The sequence below is a fragment of the Pseudomonas hormoni genome, assembly GCF_018502625.1.
Classification (GTDB): domain Bacteria; phylum Pseudomonadota; class Gammaproteobacteria; order Pseudomonadales; family Pseudomonadaceae; genus Aquipseudomonas; species Aquipseudomonas hormoni.
The window spans coordinates 1,852,513-1,874,886 of record NZ_CP075566.1 but is presented as its reverse complement, the minus strand read 5'-3'; the positions used below and the strand labels follow the sequence as shown (position 1 = coordinate 1,874,886).

Below are 22,374 nucleotides of genomic sequence, written 5' to 3'. Positions count from 1 at the left end.
ACAGAGCACAAAATTGCGTTACAGACCATATGGTGGAGCATGAAATCAGTCACATCGAGCTCTGAAACCGCTGTACTTGGCAAAGCATTTTTCCAAGCTGGCGAAGAGCTGGGGCTTGATGACACAGAACTATCAGCTGTCTTGGGCGAGCAGGTTTCCACGATGCTGCGTCTACGTCACGGCCATGAACTGCTTCAACCGGGTACTGAAGCGTGGAGCCGGGCCTTGCTTTTCGTCGAGTTGTATCAGTCACTGCTCGCGCTTGTAGGAACCGAGCAAAATGCAAAGGTTTGGCTAAGCAGCAAGAATCGTGGTCTGAGTGGTCGACCACGTGATCTCATCGCATGCCGAACGGGACTGGAGTAGGTCGTCCAATATCTGGCTGCTACTCGCTCACTCATTTAATATCTCCTGCACATCGCTGAAAATGCTGCCATTGAACACGAAATCAGGAGTGCGGCATGAAGTGGTTCGGTCGATTGATAGGACTTGTTTGTCGAGACAACAGATCTGGCCAAGAGCAAGCCAGAGATCGGGCGTTCATAGCTGCCCTCAACAATCTGAAATCTCTGCGCGTGACACCAGACGGCGGTATGTCGATCGATCCCGACGAGATTCGAGAAAAAGTAATAGCGAATCGGCAATCACTTAAACGATTCGTGCGATGACCATTTGCGATTTATGTCGCGTACTGAGCCGAGCCGTTGGCTCGAAGGAGCGATGGCAGGACAGCATTGCATCGTGCTCAGCGACCTTTTTCCGGATTGACTTAAACCTGGAAAACGATATCGGATCGCCTCACACCAGTACTCCCCTTTCGAGCCTACCCATCAGCTCACTCAAACAGCGTTTATTTCTACCCTCGTCCTCAACATGTCTAGAGGCCACTTCAACCCTAAACCTTGCACCGGCGAGCTCATCCATTTTGCGGCAGCGGTGGCATCGTTTTCGAATAGGGAACGGGCCTGCTGAAACACAGCTATCAATGCCACCAGACGATCGCTTTTAGCTGTTTTCAAGCGGCCTTTTGCCCTGCGCGCCAACGTCGTGGGCGACACTCAAATAGCGTGGGAGATATCCGCACACGGCATCTGAACCAGGGTCGCTATCTGGTCGAGCAATTCGACGGGAACCCCAATAAACTCCGCCGCCTTTGACACTCTTGGTCAAGCAGGTCTGCCTCGCTTGTTCTCATTCTCCATCGCTCTGATCAGCCGCCACCTGATTCGCCTCGATGGCTTTGATCGCGGCCGCTCCTCCTCGCTTGGTGAGGTCTATGCCGATGACCTTGATGTCCTCAACGTTAGGAAACTTCGATGCGATGGCCAGCCAGTGCTCTTGCAATGCGATTACTAGATCATTAAACCCGACCCGGCCTTTGGTGGGCGTCTCCCACGCGGCCTGACCTCCATGGTTCACCAGCAAAAAGATGCCGCAGCTTGAGCTTATGTCACGGAGGTAATCCCCGCAGAGTTGGTTCTCAAGTCGTTCGAAATGCCCGGGGCCGCTCCAGTTCTGCGAAAGCTTAAGTTCGACAGGCACGGGCGCGTAGTACTGACTGTTTTGGAATCGATAATCAGGGCGCTTGTCATCGGCAAGCTGCTCTTCCTGCGGCACGACGTAGCGTCCCGCAGCATGATCCCTCAGCCATTTACCGATGAACTTCCGAATGGACGTCTCCTGATTTGTCTGGAGCAAAATTTCTGCGTAGCTGGAGTCGCTATCTTCTAAATCGTGCTTTAAGTCCAGAAGACGATCGATTGCCAGATTCCAGAGATCACGGTTGGTGGATGGCGTGCTTTCCAGCGATTTGTGAAATTCGACGACCTTCGATGGTTCCCATGGAGGAGTCTGGGAGTCGGCCGTAGCCTTCTGCTGAGCGTAGAATGCGCTCCAGGGACGTAGTCGCTCCGCAGGGTGGGCCTGTGCGATTTCCTGCAATGCTAGGAATGATTCCTTCCCAGGCGTCTCTCGGATAAAGGCTAAAAGCCCATCACGAGCATTCTGGGCATCGTCCCTAAGTCCTGGCGAATAGACTCCTTTTCCTGCACGGTCAATGTCTTCTGCAATACGTATGTATGTGTGCATTAGCAGATACAGCGATTTGACATGCTCAACCGTTTTGTACTTCTGCCGACAACGGCTGGCAGTGCGGCTTCCGACAATGGCAATCAGGCAAAGCATGGCAAATGTGGTTTTTTCCTCATCTGAAGATAACGAGTCGATGCGAGCTACTAATGCCGGGATAGCAAGTGCCGGCTCCACTCCAACCCACACGGCATACCAAGTCGGCGCAATCTCCGAATTGACTTCTTCTACGGCACGCTTGCAGGCGAGCTCGGCCAGTAACTCATCAGCGACCGATGACTCCTGCACAATGCTTAGCACGAGCTGGAGCGACTCAAGGTCGCTTATGTGCTGTGTCAGCCGAGGCATGAGCGGAGCAGCAAGCTCCTCGTACATCCAGCCCCCACCCCAACGCAGTCTCTGTAACACCCAATTACCGCCTAACTCCAAACGTGGCGCATCCATCTCGTAATTGATTTCACGCAGTACGACTTCTTGGATAACACGCGGGTGTAGCTCGAAAAGCCTGGGAAGCCACTCCGGAAAGCCGTTCAGCTCAAGCAACCCATAGCGAGCTGCGTACTTAACGTCATCAGCTGACATCTGCGAGAAGCTCGATGGCTCCTCTTTCGCTTCAATAGCGAGCCCAGTCAAGCCAAAAATCACCTGGTATGGGGTCGAATTGGCAGGAGCCCCCTCGGATGGCAGAGTCGGGCAATAGCCCCGCCAGAAATTAACAGCGCCGGTACGAAACGCTTGGGCAACTGGCAGGCCGAACTCAGTTATAAGCGACTGCCAATTGCCGCTGCTCCAAGTATTTGACGACGATGAGCCTTCACGCATGCGTTCCATTAGGTAAGATTGGCTTCGAGTCATTACGCTTGGCTGGGGGCTATTTATCAGGGCCACATCGGCGGCGAGCCCCTCCTGCCAAGAGCGACGATGCTCTGTTTCTTCAGCTTTCCGTTGGGCTGCTTCCTCTTTCCACTGAGCCTGCTGGATCTCCCACTCCTCAACTTTTCGCTCCGGTGGATTTAACAAAATCTCAAGCTTCTCGAGAAGCTCGTCTTGAAACTCAGTTGCTTGCCTGAGCTGAATCTCCCAAGAGGATGGTTTGTCATGCTGCGTGTAAATGTTGAAAGCCAGACTCAGCGCCATCAGCCGATCATGCATGTTCGTGAGGCTAGCGATGTTGTCGCAGGCGAGGCTGAAGTTTTGCCTATTCAGCGACCAGAATGGCCGGAAACCAAGCAGCTGCCAGACGTGAATTACAGGTTCACCGCGATGCACTCGACCGTTACGAGCTAGTCCAACGTCATACCAGAACAGCTTGTAGTCAAGCTCCGGCCAAGTAGGCACGATCTCCCGGAGTTTTTCTCCGAGCTCTCGAGTATCTCGCTCATCGTAAATGTGCGCTTGGGCCAGCTTGCTCAGAATCGCGAGGGCCGAGTCATCAAGCGCAAACGGGTCTCGTGCCTGGAGCAAACGGAGCACTGCCATACCAGCTATCTCGGCTAGCCAGCCGTACCTCTTAGAGATAGCGCTGAAACCGTGCTGTTCAGTTGGAGGCTTGTCTAAAAGCACACCGAGTCCGCATATGATGGCTGGCAAGTTTTCTAGCGGACAATCCATTGCCAGGGAAGAAAGCTTCAAAGCCAGGGCATCCCTACCGCTATAGCGCTCCTTCTTCGCGCTTCTCTCGATTGCCTGTAGCAGCCAAGGTAGCCATTGACTATCGAGCGCAAGCCCATCAAGCAGCTCAGCTAACCATTCCCGGTTAACCTTGGAGTCTCCTACCAGCAGCGCCAGGCGCACTTCGGCTATATCTTGGGCCGTCCCCAGATCGATAACAGCTCGGATTGCTGCCAAACGAGTATGTTTGTGCTTAGCATCTAGGGCAAATTGCTTAGTCTCTGCAAGTGCACCCACCACCTCGCCCTGCCATACCATTCTTAAAAGGAACCAAGCGATGTCATCGTTGCTACGGTAAAGCGTCAGTAGTTCTTTGATGTCTTCAGTGAGATCGTGGTGCGCGAATCGCTGTACGGCTGAATAGTCAGTCATCGTCCAGCTGTGAGCCGGCTGAGCCAAGTGCTCGCACGCCTTGCGCAGCACTCTACGGCGTGTACTCAGCGGGAGCTGCCCAGGATCGCCGCCCTCAAAAAATACCTCCGGAGCAACCTCCTCCAGCCGTGTACAAATGCGATCATCCAACAGCGCTAACCAAGGTAGAACTGGACGCATTGAAGGATTGATAACCTCCAGCCCATATTGTGTACGGAAGAACAAGTTCTCGATTTTGACCCGCGAACCTGCGCCACAGATGAGTTCGTGGAGCCATTCCGCTGTTAGGTATTCTCGGACAGTACGATGGTGGAAACGAACCGTTCCATAGATGCCCGGCTCGAAAATTGGTCGATTCAGCAAGGCTGCTGATTCTGTGTCATTCCAATCCGTCAGAACGTCGCGAATGGGAATCCCACTTTTATTCGTCTCACCATCAGGGACGCGGATCGCAGACGTTTGCCCTAATGTTGTTGCTGCTGCAATTAAGCGTACGCCTTCTCTGAGCCTATCTGGAGCAATGGGTCTAGATTCGGCACGATCTTGATCACGCTCTTCAAGGCGGCGATTAATGCTGCTTCTCATGAGCTCCAAGCGCGAGCCTATTCGATGGTGCTCGAGCCAAAAGTCGACGAGTTCCAGAAAGTCCAAGGGGCGCGTGGTTAACGACCATGCTTCCTTGCGCTCAACTGCGGCTCGAAACGCTTTGATGTCTTGGACGCCAGTGGCATTTAAGAAGCGATCAATCTGCTCGTCATGGATGTCGTCCAACGTCACCAGGAGGAACGACGTATCTGGCTCCGTTTTGTATGGAACCGTTTGCACAACGTCCTCAAAACCATCTGTTGTTGTGGAAGGAGCTTGCCGAGCTACGGGCCCAAACGCAAAAGCCTTTTCACAGATCTCAAGATCTGTCTTTGCGCGCCATGCTGTGCTTCGTCCAGTGATGATTATGTGCGCCTGGGCCACAATGTTTTGGGTCAATCGGCCAAGTTTTCGGATTGCGCGCTCGAAATCTTTCGGATCATTTAACCGAGCCTCGTCGACTGAATCCATCAGCAGCCAGCCCTCGGTGCCTGAATCGAGCCAGCTCTCGAACTCATCAAACGTCCCCACCTCGAAGGCGTCCTCCAAGTCTGAAGTTACGTTCTCAATACGAAGAAAGAATGAATTTTTTCCTTGGCTCCGGAGCTGGCAAGCGACGTTTCGGATCTCAGCGGTTTTACCTGATCCCGCCTCGGACAGCAGTATCACCCGATTATGAGTTAGCAAGTCAGGCCAGCGGAGCTCTCCATGCCGGCTATGCCTACCGCTTAGGTCGACATCGTCAGACGCATCAGCATCAAGAGGGATTTGGGAGAAGGTGCGATCAAGGTCAATGAAGGCGTCCGAGTGCTTGGTCATAGCGAGTCTCAAAGCAGGTCAGGAGCAGCCCCGACGCGGGCTGAAGGGGCTCTACCATCCTACTCGAAATGCCACCTTGGCCGGTGACCTCTATCGGGAGATCGACTCGTATCCGCAATCGCCTGATGACGAGCGCGGCCTCATTGCGTTGATGTGTCATGGCGCTAACGCAGTTCGATAACGCAGAAAATGTCAACAGTTCGCCATCTCCAAACGTGGGGTAATTTGATCCTCCGGCAGATCTAGCCCTTCGATGTCATTATCCCAAATAATAATTGTGCTGCGCATGACATGCGCGCTGGTGCGAGAGGGGTGAAAGTTTTGATCCCCATAGCTTCCCAGAATGGCATCAAGCACCTCCTGACCAAACCCATGGGGTTGTCCTGGTGCCTCACCAGGTACTTACGGTATCACCCTCATCCTACCTAGCTGTACTTCCTTCGCAGTTGTAACCCAGGGAAGAAAAAATAGAACAGACATGTCAATTCCTCGGTGTGCACATCGAAGGTTGAATCATTGAATTGCCTATGTGGCCAATATGATTGACCCTAGACTACAACCAGAGTCGACTGGAAGTCGGACTGCAGATAACAGGAGCAGTGATGCGCGTACTCATCAAATATCAGGATGGCTCAGGCCAGATTACGGAGCGTGAAATCTCGGATCTACGAAAGGAGAACGAGTCCAATATTGATGCGTTTTGCCATACCAGAGAGGAGCGTCGGACATTCAATCTCGACCGGATAATGCATGCAGTGGCCCCTGATACAGGAGAGGTATTGAACCCATATCAATTAGTGCCATTGATGCGTGATTCCGAATCAATTGACGTCCTAACCTGGAAAAGTCGTCAGGCTATCAAGGCACTAAAATTTTTCAGCCTCACGACTCGCGGCTTCGCCAAGCGTGAGCGCAAGCACGTAGACGCCTTCGTCAAATCCTTAGCCAACACCTCGATACACACAGACGAAGATATCAGCGAGTGGGTCTACAGCCTTTGGTGCGCAGACCTGTATGACTACCGTGACGGTAACGTTGAAGAATACAAAGGATTGTTAGAACAGATCCCAAATTCACTGCTTGAGGAGTGCCGAGCATTCGCAGTACGGATCGTTTTAGGCTCCGCTAGACAGCCAGAAAACCTAGACTGGATGCAAAGGGTGAATGACGAATTTAGCCCTCATCCCGTGGTGCGGAAGCCTTTGCGACCAAACTGCGATGACTGACGTACGCCCAGAGGCTAACTATCAGTATTAGTTCTTACTGACGGCCCTTGGGCGCTGCACTCAAAAATTTCTTGTTCGGATTGGGCCACACATTCGCGAATCAGCCCCGAAGTGAACAGTCCAATATCGTACCTGCGCTGTTAGATGCCAGTTTGGGCATCGCGGATACCCAACCGCGGCAGGCCACTGTTGAGGTGATTTCCCTTTCCTGCGTCGCCACGTTGTGCTGCGATCCCTCAAGAAAATGAGTTTCTCAGCATCCAAGAATCACACAACATTCTTCATCCTTCCGGTAGCTCAACCCTTAAGCTTGGCATCTGCTAACGCCTGTGACAGATAGGTATCTGGCGATTGCAATGACTTACGAAACTCAATCGTGAAGCGATCTCCATCATAGTGGGTGAGACGACCAATCAGGTCTTCCCGTATGGAGAAGGTGTTGTTCAGTTTGCTGGCATCACCACCCTTCGCAACCGCCGCAGGATTATCGGTCTTTGCAAGCACGAGCCTAACTTCTAGTTTCCCTGCCAGGGTCATTTCAAGGTGTCTTCGCAGCAAGTTCCAGCCCGCACGATTGCTGCCGTTCCACCGCGACAGTGAGTCGACATATCGAAGAACCCCACCCGCCGGGCGTTCGAAGTATTGCTCCCAGCAACTGATCACCAGAGCGCCATCTGCGGAAATGGCGGAAACGGCCCAATTAGGGTTATCAAGCTTTGCTTTGTAGCGATTAAAAGCGGTCGTGTAGTTCAGGCTAGCCATTGGCTTTACATCCTTGAATCTGGCAGTGAAAGGATCCGTATAGGGACGATCTCAGTCCGGGTGTTCGTAGTCAACTAAGAGAGATGCTGGTCACCACTTCCCAATGCCTTGCTCGATCAGAAGCTTCGCGAACTGATCACCATCGACCAGTTCGATCTGAATCCCCGTAGCTTCGGCGTATTCCTCGGCCGCCTTTACAGCGCTTTCCGCAATTGTGCCGGACGTGATAACCATCCCTAGATTGGCGTTCGCCGCCTCTATACCGTCGATTAGCTGCTCGAAGATGTTGTTCACTGGGGCTTTGTCATTCCAGTGTTTGGCTTTTGTGTGTATTGGAAGGTTTCGGCAAGGCGTACGTATTCAATTCGGTGAAGGAATGAACGAGCGGCTGTCTAGGGATATACAGCCTTGGCTGATACTGAGCCACTTGGCAATGACGCTCATGGACATGGGCGATGGTGGTATGTCGGTGAACTTGTCAATTGTCGCCACCTGGGGCAATTCTGAAGATCTGATTTTCAAACCGGCGCCCCGCAACCTCAGAGACATGCTTGGCCTTCATACAACCACATTTCAGGCGTTGGCTCAGTACTGTGCGTGAATAGCGGCATTGTGGAACCCATCATGCAGGCCATGTACTTGTGTTCATCAAAGCGACCTGACGAGCTTGAACAGTTGGTGACATACGCAATGCGAGAGGATAAGCGCCATCTAGCGTGGCGCCTGGTGATACTCTGCAATCGGCTGAGAATGATAAAGATGAAAATGCCAGTGCCGCTGCTCGCGATGCGCTGCGACGGCTGGACAAATACTGGAAAGCCTTCATCGCGTCAGATGACGCCAGATCCGACACTTGCAGCGCTTAAACGATAAGCGCCTCCGGTAAGTCGGCTAGTGCGTGCCTAACCTACACCGCGAGTAGTAACCGGTGATGAATCGCTTGGCTGGCTCTCCTGAGCAACCTACCACGCGTTCACCAGGAGTTTCGGTCAGGCTGGCTTGAGATTCATTTTGGCTTCAAATATCAGCAGATCGCTCTCCCCGTTCGCGACCATCATGTTGACGAGACGAGGGCTCACTTCGATTTCGCCGCTGGGTGCTGCTCGCAAAGTTTCGGGATACCTTTCAAGCAACATATCCGCCAGGCCATGACTATACCCATCGCGAATAAGCTTGATCTTAGTGTCATCTGCCGTTCCGTATTTGATGAGCTTGTAGAACCCAGGATCCAAGGCGCCTACGCCATTCAAAACCTCGACGAATTTGAAAATCTTATTGTCAAAAAAGTCATCTTCATCCTTGAGCCGGACGATTGCCAGGTTGATCCGCTCGGCGTCATCCTTCTTAGAAATTCTGACCCAGTTTTCGTACTTGCTGTCCCGATACTTGGTGTCGCCCCACTTGCCTACGAAAACGTGATCGCTGGCGCTGTTTTCAACCAGTTTCTTCCAGTACGCCAGCGTTGATCGGATCGTCTGCTTCACGCTGTGTTTTTTCAGCTTCCAATCCAAGATCATGGCGTAGAAGTTCCGAGCGGCCTCTTGCTTGAGACGGATCAGATCGCTGTACTCTCGGCTTTCATCGAAGTGATCAATGAATGATTTGGAAATGGCAAGCATGAGCCTGTCGACGGTATTGATCGGGCCGTTCGCCTCAATGCCTCGCTTAATTTTTCGCTCGATAGCTTCCTCCTCTGAGAACACATCAATCTCACTAACGCTGTTCGCGATTAGAAGCTTGCCCACCTGAGTAGTGACATACCTACACTCCCGATCTTGAACCACGCCAGGGTGCAAATTTTCTAGGCGAGCCACGGCATCGTCGTAGAGATCCGACACCTTTCCATCGATGATCTTAGTTGCTTCAAGCAGAACGTTGCTGACGGTGTCCTTAACCACCTTGGAGACGTTGACAGACTTATCGTAGAAAGTTTCAAGAGCTGCATTCCCGCGAGTGTAACCATCCACACCCAAGAGGTAGATGCTGGACTCCAGCTTTCTTAACGCCGCCTCAGCGCCAGGAGCAAACACCTCACTAAACCGGTTGACGCGTCCCACCAAATTCTTAAATTGAGATGGCGTCAGTTTGTTCTTCCCTTTGAAAAAATCAAAGACGAAAAGCCGTTCAATCGGCAGATTTACCCCTTCAAGGAGGGTGGAGTTGCAGACCAGAACCTTCATCTGCTTGGAGCTGCTGAAGAGGCTCTCCAGGTACAGGCGGATGGTGTCAGGAATCGAACCGTGGTGGTACATGACCCCTTTGCGCAGGCAGCCGATTAGCTTGTAGCGCCGATCAAACAGCTCTTCGAGCTCGCCGCAGGCCGTTTGAATCAATGGGCAATCCACGGGCGGCAGTACTGCAGCCAACTCGACCGCGAATGACTCAATGCTTTTCTTCTTGTTGCCATAAACGATGTTTTTGGACAGTGCTTCGCCCTGAATGAGTTCGAAGCAGTTGGCATACTTCCTATCGAACTCCATCCAGTCATTCAAGAAATGGTCGTAGAGCTTGAGCTTCGTCTGCCCCTTCCCTGCCCTGAAATCCCTGATGTAGAAACGCTCAGACTTGATGTACTCGTCTATCTTGAACCCGCTCGGGATCATGTCCAGGAAGCGCACACGGACATTGAGTTCATCGCACAGGAAGGGGGTTAGGAACTTGAACGCCGTCTCAGCGTTACGAGCCCCCAGGATGCACAGCATGGCAGCGAGTAACTCACTTCTGCGGTCACTCTGCAGCAGGTTATGGGCCTCGTCGACGAAGACCATATCGAAGCTCAGCCCGGCGTTCTCGTTCAGGAGCCTGTTGAGCCGCTCTTGAGTCAGAACAAAGGCCTTGTTATCCCGTTCCACCGAATACATCTCGGGGTGGGTTACCACCTTACCTAGCCCCTCAATGTCCGCGTAGATCAAACGCTTCTTCGTCTGGGCCAGCAGGGCCTTCGAGGGTACCAAAATCAGCACCCGCTGCTCCGGATTTTCCTTCACCGACTGAATGATGAGCTCAGATTTGCCATAGCTGGTCGGAGCAACAACGACTGAGGATTTACGGTACTCCGACTGAATGAATGTCCGCAGGGCGTCCTGTTGTTCGGTCAGCACAATGCCTTGATCGCGGAAGGTATCGATGTAACTCCCTACGATGTTCCTGATGAACGATTCGCTACGATGGTCGTCCTCGGAAAAGTAGCTGCTGATCACTGCTGAGACAGGGTGCAGGCCACTGTTGAGTGCAACATCGTACAGCGCCTGATATTGACCTGATGCGTTCCCGTAGAACAGGATGATGCGGTAGCCAAGACGCCGAATCTCGGGGGTCTTGTGATTAAGAAGGAGCACTGCGATAGCCAAAAGCTTCACTGTCTCCGTGCTACCCAGTTCGTCTCCCTTGAGAAGTTGAAAGTACAGGCCCTTGAACTTGGTGTTGCCCAGCTTCCTGATAGTCAGCTCTTCCATGCTACTGCTTCGCCTCCAGCCTCAAGAACTCTTCCAGTTTTTCCATGGTGCCCTTGTGAAGGGATAGCACCCACACCGTCTTGAACACCGCATCAGCCACAAGCTTGGTGGTGAATTTCGACACGGTCTTCTCGGCGATGGCCTGGGTGACATCGCTGAACAGAGCGGAGATGAGAAACACATTGTTGTCCAAAGCGGTCGCACCGTTTTCTTCGGCTAAATCACCTTCCAGCTCCAAAATCTCAATGACGGAGTCACGGTAATTGGCTTTGTTGTGGATGGCATTTTTCGCGGCATTGATCGCGTTGAGCCAGTGATTGAGCTCTGGCTCAGCCAAGCGCTTCTTGAGATCATCCCGAGCCAGGCGCAACTGCGCGCTGGTGGCCGAGCAAGAGGTCTTGTCTGCCCCTCTGCCGCCCGACTTGACCTCGGTGATCCAGACGTTGTTGGTGGAGGTCTCGTACAGGAGGAGATCGAACCCTTTCCGGATGCTCTTTTCTTCCATGTTAAAGAACGGCGAGACGACGTCAAAGCCGGGGAAGAGCTTCAGAATGATGACGTGGGACAGAAGCTCGCCCAGCATACCGATCCGGGTTTCCCAGGGTTTCTTGATGTAGCGCTCGTTCCAGAAATGCTTGATCGTCGCAGGGTATTTGTAGATCGCCCTGTCCTTGCTGGCCTGATCAGCGCCATGGCAGATCCGTGTAAGGTTCTCCCTCAGAGCGAGCTTGAGCTCATCAGAAAAATTCTCGACACAACACAGGGCATATTGGTCTACCTGCTTGAAGCTGACGCCGTCCATAACACTTCCCAGAAGAGCCGAAGCCGCAGAATCCCGATGCGGCTACTACGCACATTTGATGATCCATCCCTGAGTCAGGGTAGGTACCAACTCGGCAGAGATAAACGTGTACCAAGGTGAATCATGAGATGCACGATAGCGGCACCGTGCCATCTTCGCCGCAAATTAGCGTGATCGAGGGGACAGGTAAACAAAATATTGTGCAAATTTCGGCGTAACTTGTCGGAGAACCAATGCTTACGGAGCGGGGCTTCGCCATCCCTAACGCCTGGCTCACAATCAGTTTTCGCCTACAGCTATGATCCGTACATCACGCTGTCGGAGCCCGCCACCTCAGCCCCCAGTGAAGCTAAATGTTGAATGCCTACGTGGCTACCGAGTAGAAAAACAAAGCCCCGGAGGTTCGCGGCTCCAGGGCTTCTATTTTCGCCTCCATCCCTTAATGGTTTGACGAACGTGGCTAGGACATTACCAGCGGTCTAGCCACTGAAGTTTTAATACGGCCGCGACGCGGCAGAGATGCTCTAGAGCCCGCGATAGTTCACCGATTAGCCCCAGCAGGTTTAAGGCACTACATAATCGTCGTTGCACACGCATTTTAGGGTGATATGCGACCAACCTCATCTAGCCTTTAGCCGGGCCTCGTTGGCCCGAAGGAGCGAACGCAGAACTCCTGAGAAACCTATAACGCGAGCTTAATGGCCCCGCCTTGGATTTCGTCACGCGCCATTCGCAAATCATTGGCGTCCTGGTTGAGCCGGTGAATCATGTTGAGTAAACGTTGACGAAGCACCTCGTCTTGGAGCTGCTCAGCAGCACGCATCACATCAAGCGCCGCAACCTCATTGTTGGTGGCTACGGAGTCGAGCAGTTTGCGCATGCTTCTTGATGGCCGATTCATCTCCAATCTCCTAGATTTCAGTGGGCGAATCATATGGCCGGAATGTTTCGTCAGTGTTTCAGTTGTACGAACAGGTCTTAATTACCGGCTGATTTGAAGCTAGCTGGAGGGTGCCTCATGAGGTGTCAATTACCCTATACGCTCATCATGCTGTACACGTCGTTGAACTGCGACGCAATCGGCCACGCGGTACAACCCTCAGTCTATCGTGAGCCGACTTGGCAAACCGTTGCCGGCACCAACATTAGGCTGAGGCGTGCGTCCTGTTTTTGCTATTTTCAAACTTTATAAAGTCATTCACCGCAGGCGGTTACAGTTAGGGCTTGGACTCCCGTCTTTCACCATCCAATGAGCCAATCACTGACCGCCAACTAGGAGTAACAAATTGCTTACCCGTCCCGATAAAGACGCCCTCCGTGCGATGCTGGAGTCGCAAGTCCAAGAGAAGCTGCAGCATGACCCAGACGCGTTAACGACTTATGCAGCCAAGCCTGAACCAGAGCGCAAACCGTACACCAGCAAACCCACGGTTCAGGACAAGGCATTTCGCAAAGAGCTCGAGCAGATGCGTGCAGATGCCGAAGCCGGATTGATACATACGCCTAAGCGTGAGTCTCGAGACACGGGGGCTCCTAGCCTTAGGCTGGACGATTATCCAGATCTGTAAACCTACCGCCGTGAATCTCTAAATTGAACAGCTTGCAGATTCAGCCAATGGAGACCACACGTGAAAAAGCCACCGATGAAAGTGACGATCGAGGAATGGGATGGTGACGGCGCAATTCGAATTCCGGACGAAGCGCTGCAGGAGCTCGAACTGGATGTCGGCGATTCTGTGTATCTGATAGAAGAATTTGTCGGCAACACGCGCTGCCTTGTCCTATCAAAAAAGCCTCAAATCTCGGATCGAATAGACGAGCTCACTGAAGCCTGGGATAGCGGACGGCTTGGTGACGCCCCGGAAAAATGAGGCAGCGGCAATGCGCCTCTCGAATCAATCGTGGAAGGCCAACTGCGGAGTGAATCGCTCAGGGCATATGAAGACTTTGGGTCGAGCCGGGCTTAAGCCCGAATGAGCGATAGCCGATGTAGCTATAGCTCCGCAGCCCAGCAAATCGCCAATTGAATCAGAGATCAGATACTTGCGGGCCGAGAATTATGCAAAGGCATGGTTAAACGGTAGCGGTACCCAAGGCGAGCATTTATCGCCCATAAAGCGCTCAAATCACGTAAGGCTCGAACAGCCTCCGGACATTCACCCGCGCCTTCAGCTTCGCGGCCAACAGGTACAAACCTGCCACCTTGCGATGCAGAAACAGTACATCCACAGGTGGCGCGTGCCAGAAGTCGCGGTCGGCACCTAGTTCCCAACCGGTATTACGCAGGCGTACGGCCAGGTCAGACGTCGCAAAGTCATAGGCACCTTGATGCCTCAGTGGCTCGCAGGCCTGTGTAATGAGATCAGTGAGCACCGCTCGGTGTTTGGGCAGCGTTTCAGGCTGAAAGTAGCCGACGTCCAGCGCGGCATTGGTGATGGCGGCACGGTCTTCATGCAGGCCTGCAATCAGCAAGCGGCGATAAGCCTCGGTAGTGTTGCGGTCATAAAGTCGCGTGGCGCCGAAGTCCAACAACACCATCCGGCCGGAGCCTTGCTGATAACGGTAATTGGCAAAGTTAGGGTCGGTCTGCACGCACTGGAACTCGAACACCTCGCGCAGAAACAGGCCGAATAGCAACATGATGATCCGGTCGCGCTCTGCCTGGGGCGCGTGCTCTAGTGACTCCACCGCTACTCCGTCAACGAAGGACATCACCAAAATATTCGGCGTGCTGAACTGGGCATACGCACGAGGAACCAGAAAGTCATGACTGTCGGCCAACAGTTGATCAAAGCGCCGTAAGTGCTCGGTTTCTTTCATGTAGTCCGCTTCATCCTGCAGCTGACGCTTGGCCTCTTGGAGCAATGGGGCGACGTCCATGCCCTTAGGCAGCATCCCGGACATGCGCAACAAGGTAGCAACGTTATCCACATCGCTCGAAATACTCTCGCGCACGCCAGGGTATTGCACCTTGATCGCCAGGCTTTGGCCGTCCTTTCCTTTCGCAACATGAACCTGGCCGATGGACGCTGCCGCCAATGGCGTGAAGGAAAACCGTTCGAAGCGCCCTTCCCAGCCCTTGCCCCAGCTTTCGTTGAGGACTGCCACCAACTGGCTCATGGGCATAGGATGAGCGTCGCAACGCAGACGAGAAAGGATTTCGCTGAACTCGCGCGGCAACAAATCACCTGCATCCATCGATAACAACTGCCCAACCTTCATGGCGGCGCCACGCAGTTGCGACAGTTGCTCGACCACCCGATGCACATTGCTGGACGTCAACAGCAGTTCGCTGAGTGCCGGACGTTTGCCCTGAACCCACTGCCGAGCGCCTTCGGCTAGCATGCCGCCCGCGACGCCCGAGGCCAAACTGCCTAAACGCATCAAGCGCGATAAGCGGCTGCCAGGCACGGGCAACGAGCCGGGCTCACGAGGCTTCATGAATGAAGCGCCTCAACGATCGCGGCAAGCAGCAAGCAGACGCTCGCCACGAGGGTAAGCCGTAATCGCATCGGCAGGTACCAGGCAGGCAAGCTCGTAACCCGCAACATCTGCCTGTCCTGCCGGAGGTGGACAACAAAGCCGATGACCAGCAGCAAGCAACCCAATGGCATTGGCATTAACGTGGCAATCCAAGCAATAAGCGCAGGAATGACACTCCAGATGAACCGGTCGCTGCCCTGCTCGGCGCTCATGTCTTTCACGGTCATGGCGAAGCCCCAGTGTAAGGCGCCGACGAAGCTCAGGATGACTGCGCCATAGTTAACAAGCGCAATCGCAAACAACGGCCGATAGTCGAGAGAGAACGGGATCAGCAGCGGCAGAAAAATAAACGGCAACAGACCGCCATAACCCAGCAGGCTGACGTGCTTTGGCAGAGAGGTTGAAGGCAACGCGTTCATTTGTATTCCTTGCAGTGAGCGACACTCAAGACTGTAGGCCCAAAAGCAACGCTTGGGCGAGATTGATGGCGATCCGAAGCTGGGGTCAGCGTAATGAGTCGCTTTGTAGAATTAGGTCATTGCCCCATTGCTTTTCGGGCAAGCAGGCGACGGCATATGAGGAGTTTCGTATCCTTGAGATCATGCTCAGTGCCTGCATTTACCAAGTCGACCACACCCTAGAACCCTTCCAGTCTCCAGTTCTTAGTGAGCGGGTTTTTAAAGCGTTCCAATGCAATCAACAGATTCTTGAAACCAAAATTAATAGGAAAACCGCGCCAACTGTGCTTTGCCTGGTAGTCGAAGACTGCTTGCAGTCAGTCTTGGCGCGGTGTAGGTGATGGCGCCGCACCAGACTTGATTAGGCGCTAGAACATGGAAATCACGACCCCAAATGTTCGGAAATATCTGGTCGTTTCACCGTCGCTTTTAAGCATACGAGCCCGGGCTCTCGCTGACCAATCCCAGTTCCCTCATCGGGCCGCGTAGCTTTTTACGAGCTGATCCGCTCGCCATCTTGGTGCATCACCGAAACCAGACTGCGACTGCCAGCAGTGGCTCGACTTTGCGAGAAGCGGTAAAACCTATACAAAACTAAATTCGTGTATAGGTTTTCTGCAATGTGTGCCATTCTGCCATCAGTCAGCGATCACCAGCTGCTCGCGCTCGTGCCTCGTGGGGCTCTCGTCACTTTCAAAAGGGCGGTAGAGGCACACAAGTAGCCCTTGACATGGATAGCAAAACAGAACCACCACGTCTTGCCCGTACAGGGTCTATCTAAGAGCTCAGCCCATGAAAAACTCAATCTCACTAGCCTCGCGCATAGGGCTTGGCTTCGCCGTAATTGTGTCGCTCCTCATACTAATCACCGCCGTGGGCATTCAACGTGTGAGTTTTATCGATTCCACCCTGGAAGACGTAAGCAAAAATGCGGCAAAAATTCAACGCTACGCTATTAACTTTCGCGGAAGCGTGCACAATCGGGCCATTGCTATTCGGGACGCAGTGTTGGTGGATAGTGAACAAGACTTAAACGTCCACCTCAATGAAGTTGTAAATCTAGAGCAGGCCTACTCCGATTCAGCCATACCAATGGATCAGCTATTCGCAATTGCAGGAGTAACATCGCAGGAGCAACAGCTGTTACGGGCGATTAAAGACATTGAAAAGCAAACGCTAGCTTCTACCAAATCGGTAATTGCCCTGCGTCGCGCCGGGGATATTTCTGGTGCACAGGCTTTGCTGCTGCGCCAAACCTCCGGTGAATATAACGAGTGGTTGAAACGCGTGAATGCACTGATTGACTATGAAGAAGCCTCGATCAAAACCCAACTCAGTGCGGTACAAGCCACCGCTAGTGAGTTTCGAGGACTGATGCTCATGGCCACCGGGATAGCGCTGCTGCTGAGCATTATTTTGGCGATCTCTATTATCCGCTTCGTCAAGTCAACGCTGGGTGCTGATCCGACTCAGGTTGCACAGGCTATCCAACGGTTGGCCGCAGGCGATTTGCAACAAGTGATCGTTACCGATTATCCGAACAGCGTGATGGGCGTTCTGAAAACTGCCCTTAGCCGTTTGGCTGATACCATTAGTGAAGTTCGTATTGCGGCCCAAGAGGTCAACAATTCATCTCGGCAACTGTTGACCACATCGTCCACCAATAACAATCAAATCAGCCTGCAGACCCGCGAAGCCGAGCAGGTGGCAACTGCAATTACGCAAATGGCGGCAACGGTCAATGAAGTTTCGGGCTATGCATCTCAAGCAGCGGACGCAACGCGTCTAGCCGATGCTGAAGTTATAAGCGGTAATCGCGTCGTTGCGGACACCACTCTCGCTATCGAACAATTAGCGAACACACTGGTTGAAACCACCAATACCGTAGAGCAGGTGTCAAAGCGCAGCGAAGAGATCGAAATAGTGATCGAGGTAATCAATTCAATTGCCACGCAAACTAACCTGTTGGCGCTTAACGCGGCCATCGAAGCGGCCCGAGCAGGTGAGCATGGCCGAGGGTTTGCGGTTGTGGCCGATGAGGTGCGCTCTCTAGCTAATCGAACTCAGGAGTCGACGCGGGAAATTCGCGAAATGATAGGCACCCTGCAGAGCGGTACTGAAACTGCTGCACAAACCATGCGTAATAGTTGCGAACTGGTAAGCCACACCGTTGCGCAAACCCGCAACGCCCAGACGGCGTTAGCTAAAATTAGCCAGCAAGTCGGCGCCATAAACCACATGAATGCCCAAATCGCCAGCGCATCTATCCAGCAAAGCGTCGTGGCCGAAGACGTTGCGCAAAATATCACGCGCATCCATAGCTCAACGGTGCAATCGGCAACTGGCTCTCGTGAAGTTGCCACGGCCAGCCAGGAGTTAGCGCAGCTTGCTGATCGTCTTACCCTGAAGGTCGCATTTTTCAGCGTGGCTTAGGGCGCGCTCATTGTCAGTCCTTTTCTTTCGGCATATCTTGTGCAAAACCTATACAAGGTCGCTATAAATGTACAATAAAAAGGATTGGCCACTGACGCTGTACTTTGACAGTCAATGTCCGCTGTGTGCGCGCGAAATCAAGATCCTGAATCGACACGCCGCAGAGAGTCGACTGCTATTTATTGACATCAGCAGCGGTGCGTTCGACGCCAAGGCACTCGGGTTCACGTTCGAGCAAATGCAGTCCTCGCTGCACGCCCGTTTCGCCGATGGCCGCTGGGTAACCGGCCTGGACGCCACCCTGTGGAGCTGGCGAGCCGCCGGTTTGGGGTTTTGGGCAGCGCCACTGACATGGCGTGCCATCCGACCGCTTCTTGCTTTAGGTTATCGCCTCTTCTGCCGCTTACGCCCCCATTTGGCGTGGCTTCCTCACCCTGATGGCCGCCGTCGCTGTGTCGATGACCGTTGCGGGGTGCCGGAGTCAAAACCCCGCACCTGACGAGCGGCCCACTTTGAAAACAAAGCAGACCTAGAAAGCTTCGCTTTGTCATGGCCGGACGAAGAACCTGGGTCATAGCTGATCTGGTGAACAACGTGTTTTCTGGTGCGCAGCAGGCACTCCCCTACTGCCAAGTATTGCCGCCACATTAAGCGCAGCATGGCTGCCAGGAATCTAAATGAACCCATCAATAGCCAAGCATTACCGTGAAATTCTTGTCGCCGTAGGCGAGAACCCTGAGCGTGAAGGACTGCTGGACACGCCCAAGCGCGCAGCCAAAGCGATGCAATACCTTTGCAACGGCTACACGATGAGTTTGGAAGACGTGACCAACGGTGCCCTGTTCGAATCGCAAAACGATGAAATGGTCATCGTGCGCGATATCGAACTGTATTCATTGTGTGAGCATCACCTGCTGCCCTTCATCGGCAAGGCTCATGTCGCGTACATCCCCACAGGGAGGGTAATGGGCCTGTCCAAGGTCGCACGAGTGGTCGATATGTTTGCCCGCCGCTTACAGATTCAGGAAAACCTCACAAAACAAATTGCCGACGCCATTCAGCACATCACCGATGCCGCCGGTGTGGCTGTGGTTATTGAGGCAAAGCACATGTGCATGATGATGCGAGGCGTGGAGAAGCAAAACTCGGTGATGACGACCTCAGTGATGCTCGGGGCCTTTCGCGAGTCATCCGCTACGCGTCTCGAGTTCCTGCAACTGATTGGGCGACGCAGTTAAGGCCCAAAATCCGCACAAGGCGTGGGAGAGGCTCAATGAACAGTTCCTTCAAGATGAACTCCCTTGGCGACGGCTACCGTGCCTTAGTGATAGGCGCCAGTGGAGCGCTCGGCTCGGCTTTTTGTGAGTTGCTCAATAAAGATCCACGTTGTGCGGGCGTTCGTGAGCTGGGGCGCAACAGTGTTCCAAGTTTGGATCTGGAAAAGCCCGACAGTATCGCCAGGGCGGCCGCAGAATTGACTAAGGAAGCACCGTATCAGTTGATCGTGCATGCCGCAGGACTACTCCACCGCGACGACATCAAGCCTGAAAAAAGCTACTCCGCTATTGAAGCGGATACGCTCCAGGCGATATTCCAAGTCAACACACTCGGGCCTGCGCTGGTTTTGCGTCACTTTCTGCCATTGCTTGACCCTAGTGGCGCGATGGCAGTGCTCTCCGCCAAGGTGGGCAGTATCGGCGATAACCGTTTGGGCGGCTGGTACGCCTATCGCGCCTCCAAGGCAGCGTTGAACATGTTGATTAAAACGGCTGCGATCGAACTAGCACGAACACGCCCTCAGACCCGCTTGCTGAGTCTTCATCCAGGTACGGTCATTTCGGGCCTGTCCCAGCCCTTTAAAGGCGCTTCTGCCGCCAGGCCTGCAAGCCTCGCTGCCCGCGAATTGTTATCACTGATTGACCGCTTGGCGCCTGCCGACAGCGGCAATTTCTTTGCTTATAACGGAGAACGCCTACCGTGGTAGGCAGGGAGTGAACCTTGAATCTGCAAGCGTTGACCGAACGGGGCGCGAATGGCGAAGTACGAGAGTTGGAGCTGCTGTCTCTGGAAGGCGGTTTTTATCTGGCGCGAGTCGGGCTGGATCAAGGCCAGTTCACACTGCTGGACGACGAAGCAAAGCCTATGCGCCTTCGCTCCATCAATCACCTGCGTGAGTTGTTGCAGTTTGTCCCGCCATTTCCCTGCGTGCTTGTGCAGCAGTGCGTCCATGACGAGATGTGCGGCTCACGTGAAGGGCGCATTGAGCCGTTACGCATTCCTTTCTCGCTGGCTGCGCCTTGGTGAGTCACCTTCCGTTGGACTCTTTCGAATGTATAAGACTCACCGACTATGCCTGGTCTTGGGCGACCAGTTGTCTTTTGACCTGGCCTCATTGAAGGGGCTGGATAGGCAGCGCGATACGGTTTTGCTGGTGGAGGTGATGGAGGAAGCCAGCCATGTGCCCCATCATCCGCAAAAAATCGCGCTGATCTTCAGTGCCATGCGCCATTTTGCTGAGGCGTTGCAGCAGCGCGGCATCCGCGTGCAATACGTCACGCTCGATGATCCGCAAAATAGCGGCTCGGTGCCGGGCGAGTTACGGCGCTGGCAGTCGCTGCTGCAGCCGGATGAGTTGCACCTGACAGAATGCGGTGACTGGCGCCTGGAGCAGTCGATCAAAGATTGCGGCTTGGCGATTCAGTGGCATACCGATACCCGTTTTCTCTGCACCCGACTCGAGTTTGCGTCCTGGGCCGAAGGCAAAAAGCAGCTGCGCATGGAGTTCTTCTACCGTGAGATGCGACGCAAGAGTGGTCTGTTGCTCAACGGCGACGGCAGCCCGGTCGGCGGTGCCTGGAACTTTGATGCCGAAAACCGCAAGGCACTGCCCAAAGGAGTGAGAGCTCCCTCGCCAGTGCGATTTTCAGCCGATGCAATCACCAAGGAAGTGCTTGAGCTGGTCGCAAAAAACTTCTCCAGCCACTACGGCGCACTCGACACTTTTGATTACCCGGTCACCCACGCCGATGCCCAAGCGTTGTGGGATTACTTCCTCCATTGGGGCCTCGCTGCTTTCGGCGACTACCAAGATGCGATGGCTAGTGATGAACCTTTCCTGTTCCATGCGCGGATCAGCGCCGCGCTGAATATTGGCCTGTTGGATCTACGTCAATTGTGCAGCGACGTCGAGGCTGCTTACTGGGCGCACAACATTCCATTAAACGCTGCCGAAGGCTTTATCCGTCAACTCATTGGCTGGCGTGAATATGTACGGGGTGTCTACTGGCTGAAAATGCCCGACTACGCCGGTGGCAATCTGTTTGGCAACAGCAGACCGCTTCCAGAGTTCTATTGGACGGGCGACACCAAGATGAATTGCATGGGCCAAGCGATTGGCCAAAGTTTGAAACATGCTTATGCCCACCACATCCAGCGGCTGATGGTGACCGGCAACTTTGCGTTGCTGGCGGGCATCGCGCCGCCCCAGATTTGCGACTGGTACCTGGCGATCTACATGGACGCATTCGACTGGGTCGAGCTACCCAATACATTGGGTATGGTCATGCACGCCGATGATGGTTACCTGGGCTCCAAGCCTTACTGCGCCAGTGGTCAATATATAAAGCGCATGTCTGACTACTGCCGTAATTGTGCGTACAAAGTCAGTGAAAGTACGACCGACGACGCCTGCCCTTTCAATTCGCTTTACTGGCATTTTCTAATACGCCATGGTGACCTTCTGCGTAGCAATCAGCGTATGGGCATGGCCTATAAAAACCTCGATCGTATGACTGAATCCAAGCAGCAAGCACTCTGGGATCGTGGCCAGAAACTGCTCGCCAAACTGGATGTCGGGGAGTCGTTTTGAAGAAGAGTGAACTACCGATCAAAACCTGTGCGGTCTGCGGATTGCCTTTCGCATGGCGCAAGAAATGGGCGCGCTGCTGGGCTGAGGTGCGCTACTGCTCGGAGCGTTGCCAACGGCGCAGAAGCAGTGGATGCCATGTCATCCCCTCCCCAAATGCCGGACGTACTCTAAACCCTTCACGAAAACCAGCTCGCGCTTGCCGGCGCTATTTAGTCGATAGCAATGTGGATTGATCAGAGGGGATCCACTGGCGTTTCCAGTACCGCCTTGGCGCTATCCCACGCTCGACTAATGCCGAGTCGGTCACTATCCCCATTTCTCAAAGTCGCCAATTCGCTAGGAGGCAGCCGAC

The 22,374-nt window shown here is 53.6% G+C and carries 18 protein-coding genes and 4 pseudogenes; 12 read left to right on the top strand and 10 right to left on the bottom strand.

What is annotated here, in order from left to right; translation table 11 throughout:
- Positions 1 to 39: 39 nt before the first annotated feature.
- Both KJF94_RS08870 and KJF94_RS08865 read left to right on the top strand, forming a co-directional pair.
- Positions 40 to 366 carry an antitoxin Xre-like helix-turn-helix domain-containing protein gene (locus KJF94_RS08870; RefSeq protein ID WP_214382662.1) on the top strand — a complete coding sequence of 109 codons (327 nt, stop codon included), beginning with the start codon at positions 40 to 42 and terminating at the stop codon, positions 364 to 366.
- Between the two features lie 95 nt (positions 367 to 461).
- Positions 462 to 668 (top strand): hypothetical protein, encoded by a 207-nt coding sequence (locus tag KJF94_RS08865; RefSeq protein WP_214382660.1) that lies wholly within the window; start codon positions 462 to 464, stop codon positions 666 to 668.
- Positions 669 to 839: 171 nt separating this feature from the next.
- Here the strand turns inward: KJF94_RS08865 and KJF94_RS30130 are convergent, their stop codons facing one another.
- Both KJF94_RS30130 and hyoA read right to left on the bottom strand, forming a co-directional pair.
- Positions 840 to 920: a hypothetical protein gene (locus KJF94_RS30130; protein WP_250548301.1), complete on the bottom strand. Its 81-nt coding sequence runs from the start codon at positions 918 to 920 to the stop codon at positions 840 to 842.
- 271 nt (positions 921 to 1,191) lie between these two features.
- Complete coding sequence (hyoA, locus tag KJF94_RS08855; protein WP_214382658.1) at positions 1,192 to 5,535, bottom strand: NACHT domain-containing antiphage protein HyoA; 4,344 nt, start codon at positions 5,533 to 5,535, stop codon at positions 1,192 to 1,194.
- 602 nt (positions 5,536 to 6,137) lie between these two features.
- Between hyoA and KJF94_RS08850 the strand changes: the two genes are divergently transcribed.
- Complete coding sequence (locus KJF94_RS08850) at positions 6,138 to 6,761, top strand: hypothetical protein (protein ID WP_214382656.1); 624 nt, start codon at positions 6,138 to 6,140, stop codon at positions 6,759 to 6,761.
- 297 nt (positions 6,762 to 7,058) lie between these two features.
- Here the strand turns inward: KJF94_RS08850 and KJF94_RS08845 are convergent, their stop codons facing one another.
- From KJF94_RS08845 to KJF94_RS08825, 5 genes are all read right to left on the bottom strand, one after another.
- A complete protein-coding gene (locus KJF94_RS08845) occupies positions 7,059 to 7,523 on the bottom strand; it encodes a hypothetical protein (protein ID WP_214382654.1) in 465 nt (154 codons plus the stop codon).
- Positions 7,524 to 7,613: 90 nt separating this feature from the next.
- The gene (locus tag KJF94_RS08840; RefSeq protein ID WP_284681152.1) at positions 7,614 to 7,856 is read right to left on the bottom strand and encodes a restriction endonuclease; all 243 of its coding nucleotides are present in this window, start codon (positions 7,854 to 7,856) and stop codon (positions 7,614 to 7,616) included.
- A 656-nt stretch (positions 7,857 to 8,512) separates the two neighbouring features.
- The gene (locus KJF94_RS08835) at positions 8,513 to 10,978 is read right to left on the bottom strand and encodes a DEAD/DEAH box helicase (protein WP_214382649.1); all 2,466 of its coding nucleotides are present in this window, start codon (positions 10,976 to 10,978) and stop codon (positions 8,513 to 8,515) included.
- A 1-nt stretch (position 10,979) separates the two neighbouring features.
- Positions 10,980 to 11,780, bottom strand: a complete 801-nt coding sequence (locus tag KJF94_RS08830; RefSeq protein WP_214382647.1) for a Hachiman antiphage defense system protein HamA — start codon at positions 11,778 to 11,780, stop codon at positions 10,980 to 10,982.
- Between the two features lie 682 nt (positions 11,781 to 12,462).
- Entirely contained in the window at positions 12,463 to 12,681 is a 219-nt protein-coding gene (locus KJF94_RS08825; RefSeq protein WP_214382645.1) for a hypothetical protein, read from the bottom strand.
- Between the two features lie 727 nt (positions 12,682 to 13,408).
- Between KJF94_RS08825 and KJF94_RS08820 the strand changes: the two genes are divergently transcribed.
- A complete protein-coding gene (locus KJF94_RS08820; protein WP_214382643.1) occupies positions 13,409 to 13,651 on the top strand; it encodes an AbrB/MazE/SpoVT family DNA-binding domain-containing protein in 243 nt (80 codons plus the stop codon).
- A gap of 250 nt (positions 13,652 to 13,901) precedes the next feature.
- Here KJF94_RS08820 and KJF94_RS08815 read toward each other — a convergent pair whose 3' ends face one another.
- From KJF94_RS08815 to KJF94_RS30505, 3 genes and pseudogenes are all read right to left on the bottom strand, one after another.
- Positions 13,902 to 15,221: an ABC1 kinase family protein gene (locus tag KJF94_RS08815; protein WP_214382641.1), complete on the bottom strand. Its 1,320-nt coding sequence runs from the start codon at positions 15,219 to 15,221 to the stop codon at positions 13,902 to 13,904.
- Positions 15,218 to 15,682, bottom strand: a complete 465-nt coding sequence (locus tag KJF94_RS08810; protein ID WP_214382639.1) for a DUF3429 domain-containing protein — start codon at positions 15,680 to 15,682, stop codon at positions 15,218 to 15,220. Before KJF94_RS08810 ends, KJF94_RS08815 begins: the two co-directional genes overlap by 4 nt.
- A 372-nt stretch (positions 15,683 to 16,054) precedes the next feature.
- Positions 16,055 to 16,295 (bottom strand): annotated as a pseudogene (locus KJF94_RS30505) (IS3 family transposase); the annotation flags it as partial.
- Between the two features lie 218 nt (positions 16,296 to 16,513).
- Here KJF94_RS30505 and KJF94_RS30500 point away from each other — a divergent pair.
- The 8 genes and pseudogenes from KJF94_RS30500 to KJF94_RS30125 form a co-directional block, all read left to right on the top strand.
- Positions 16,514 to 17,026, top strand: a pseudogene (locus KJF94_RS30500) (MCP four helix bundle domain-containing protein); the annotation flags it as partial.
- Between the two features lie 600 nt (positions 17,027 to 17,626).
- Positions 17,627 to 18,154, top strand: a pseudogene (locus KJF94_RS30495) (methyl-accepting chemotaxis protein); the annotation flags it as partial.
- A 67-nt stretch (positions 18,155 to 18,221) separates the two neighbouring features.
- Complete coding sequence (locus tag KJF94_RS08800) at positions 18,222 to 18,653, top strand: thiol-disulfide oxidoreductase DCC family protein (protein WP_214382635.1); 432 nt, start codon at positions 18,222 to 18,224, stop codon at positions 18,651 to 18,653.
- A 178-nt stretch (positions 18,654 to 18,831) separates the two neighbouring features.
- A complete protein-coding gene (folE, locus tag KJF94_RS08795) occupies positions 18,832 to 19,392 on the top strand; it encodes a GTP cyclohydrolase I FolE (protein ID WP_214382633.1) in 561 nt (186 codons plus the stop codon).
- Positions 19,393 to 19,427: 35 nt separating this feature from the next.
- Positions 19,428 to 20,138, top strand: a complete 711-nt coding sequence (locus KJF94_RS08790) for an SDR family NAD(P)-dependent oxidoreductase (protein WP_214382631.1) — start codon at positions 19,428 to 19,430, stop codon at positions 20,136 to 20,138.
- Positions 20,139 to 20,152: 14 nt separating this feature from the next.
- Positions 20,153 to 20,458, top strand: a complete 306-nt coding sequence (locus KJF94_RS08785; RefSeq protein WP_214382629.1) for a DUF6482 family protein — start codon at positions 20,153 to 20,155, stop codon at positions 20,456 to 20,458.
- Positions 20,459 to 20,483: 25 nt separating this feature from the next.
- A complete protein-coding gene (locus tag KJF94_RS08780) occupies positions 20,484 to 22,022 on the top strand; it encodes a cryptochrome/photolyase family protein (RefSeq protein ID WP_214382627.1) in 1,539 nt (512 codons plus the stop codon).
- A pseudogene (locus KJF94_RS30125) lies at positions 22,019 to 22,150 on the top strand (DUF2256 domain-containing protein); the annotation flags it as partial. The gene KJF94_RS08780 and the pseudogene KJF94_RS30125, both read left to right, overlap by 4 nt.
- Positions 22,151 to 22,374: the final 224 nt, after the last annotated feature.

Coding starts and splice junctions, on each gene's coding strand:
- KJF94_RS08870 (WP_214382662.1), top strand. CDS start 40: ATGAAATCAGTCACATCGAGCTCTGAAACCGCTGTACTTGGCAAAGCA.
- KJF94_RS08865 (WP_214382660.1), top strand. CDS start 462: ATGAAGTGGTTCGGTCGATTGATAGGACTTGTTTGTCGAGACAACAGA.
- KJF94_RS30130 (WP_250548301.1), bottom strand. CDS start 920: ATGAGCTCGCCGGTGCAAGGTTTAGGGTTGAAGTGGCCTCTAGACATG.
- hyoA (WP_214382658.1), bottom strand. CDS start 5,535: ATGACCAAGCACTCGGACGCCTTCATTGACCTTGATCGCACCTTCTCC.
- KJF94_RS08850 (WP_214382656.1), top strand. CDS start 6,138: ATGCGCGTACTCATCAAATATCAGGATGGCTCAGGCCAGATTACGGAG.
- KJF94_RS08845 (WP_214382654.1), bottom strand. CDS start 7,523: ATGGCTAGCCTGAACTACACGACCGCTTTTAATCGCTACAAAGCAAAG.
- KJF94_RS08835 (WP_214382649.1), bottom strand. CDS start 10,978: ATGGAAGAGCTGACTATCAGGAAGCTGGGCAACACCAAGTTCAAGGGC.
- KJF94_RS08830 (WP_214382647.1), bottom strand. CDS start 11,780: ATGGACGGCGTCAGCTTCAAGCAGGTAGACCAATATGCCCTGTGTTGT.
- KJF94_RS08825 (WP_214382645.1), bottom strand. CDS start 12,681: ATGAATCGGCCATCAAGAAGCATGCGCAAACTGCTCGACTCCGTAGCC.
- KJF94_RS08815 (WP_214382641.1), bottom strand. CDS start 15,221: ATGAAGCCTCGTGAGCCCGGCTCGTTGCCCGTGCCTGGCAGCCGCTTA.
- KJF94_RS08810 (WP_214382639.1), bottom strand. CDS start 15,682: ATGAACGCGTTGCCTTCAACCTCTCTGCCAAAGCACGTCAGCCTGCTG.
- KJF94_RS08800 (WP_214382635.1), top strand. CDS start 18,222: ATGTACAATAAAAAGGATTGGCCACTGACGCTGTACTTTGACAGTCAA.
- folE (WP_214382633.1), top strand. CDS start 18,832: ATGAACCCATCAATAGCCAAGCATTACCGTGAAATTCTTGTCGCCGTA.
- KJF94_RS08790 (WP_214382631.1), top strand. CDS start 19,428: ATGAACAGTTCCTTCAAGATGAACTCCCTTGGCGACGGCTACCGTGCC.
- KJF94_RS08780 (WP_214382627.1), top strand. CDS start 20,484: ATGTATAAGACTCACCGACTATGCCTGGTCTTGGGCGACCAGTTGTCT.